Genomic DNA, 1265 nt, shown 5'->3' on the forward strand with positions numbered 1-1265 from the left:
GTGTTTGGGGGGACCGGGGTGGGCGGCGAGGCGACGGCGCGGGCAACTGTGGTTCTGGGGGCGCAGGCCGATGTCGGCCCGGAGGAACTGGAGGCGCTGGGCCTGGGGCTACGGAACCAGCTGTTGGAACTCGACGTCGAGGACGTCGAGTTGGCCGACGGCGGTGCGGCCCCAACGGGTGCCAAGTCTCCCGAGCTGATCGCCACGGGCGCGTTGGCGGTGAGCCTGGCGCTGCCGGTGCTGCGCAGCGTGGTGAAGGTGGTGGTCGCGTGGATGGAGCATCGTCCCGTTCGTACGGTCACGATCACCATCGGTGACAACAGCCTGGAAGTACAGGGTGTTTCGGCAGGGAACCAGCAGAAGCTGATCGACGCGTTCATCGTCGCGCAGGAATCGGCGCGGACAGGTGATACGGCGGCCGCGGCGCCGGATCCCGTCACGGGGGCGGATCCCTCCCCGGTCCCGGACACCGATGGCGCGGCCTGACGGTGGCGATCGGCGGGGCGGGCGTTTCGCGCTGCTGATCGCCACGGACCGCTATGACGAGCCAGGTCTGAGCCGACTGCGTTCCCCCGGTCGGGACGCCGAGGGCATGGCCGCTGTGCTGCACGATCCGGCCATCGGCGACTTCCGTGTGGACACGGTCGTGGACGGCCGCCACCACGAAGTGAACCGGGCCATCGAGCAGTTCTTCCTCAACCGCGGCGGGGACGACCTGCTTCTGCTGCACCTGTCGGGACACGGCGTCAAGAACGCCGACGGCGAGCTGTACTTCGCGGCTCGGGACACCGACCGGAGACTGTTGGCCTCCACTGCCGTGTCGGCCGCGTTCCTGCGCACACAGATGAACCGCTGCCGCGCGCGGTCCATCGTGCTGCTGCTCGACTGTTGCTACAGCGGCGCGTTCCTGACCGGCAGCAAAGGCGACACCGCGGTCCACATCAAGGACGAACTGGCCGGCCGCGGCCGGGTGGTGCTGACGGCGACGAACCGTGTCGAGTACGCCTGGGAGGGTGACCACGCCGACCCGCTCGCACCCGAGCCGTCACGCTTCACCGGGTTCATCATCGAGGGGCTGCGGACCGGGGAGGCGGACACCAACCGCGACGGCCTGGTCAGCGTGCACGACCTGTACGAGTACATCTGCGAACGTATGCACGCCTCCCACGCGGGACAGAGCCCGCAGATGTGGACCGAACTGGAGTACCGGGTCGTCATCGCCCACGCCCCTCCCGCCGGACGACCGGTTCCCGGACCGCCAGACC

General features: G+C 69.3%; 2 protein-coding genes. Both read left to right on the plus strand.

Translation table 11 applies throughout. The annotated features are described in order from the left end of the window. A partial coding sequence (locus FNH08_RS50210; protein ID WP_228034878.1) for a hypothetical protein occupies positions 1-486 on the plus strand: 486 nt, incomplete at its 5' end. Then, positions 473-1265, plus strand: a 793-nt coding sequence (locus FNH08_RS50215; RefSeq protein ID WP_194238906.1) for a caspase family protein, incomplete at its 3' end; no start/stop codon positions are given. The genes FNH08_RS50210 and FNH08_RS50215, both read left to right, overlap by 14 nt.

This window comes from Streptomyces spongiae, assembly GCF_009377185.1.
Taxonomy (GTDB): Bacteria; Actinomycetota; Actinomycetes; order Streptomycetales; family Streptomycetaceae; genus Streptomyces; species Streptomyces spongiae.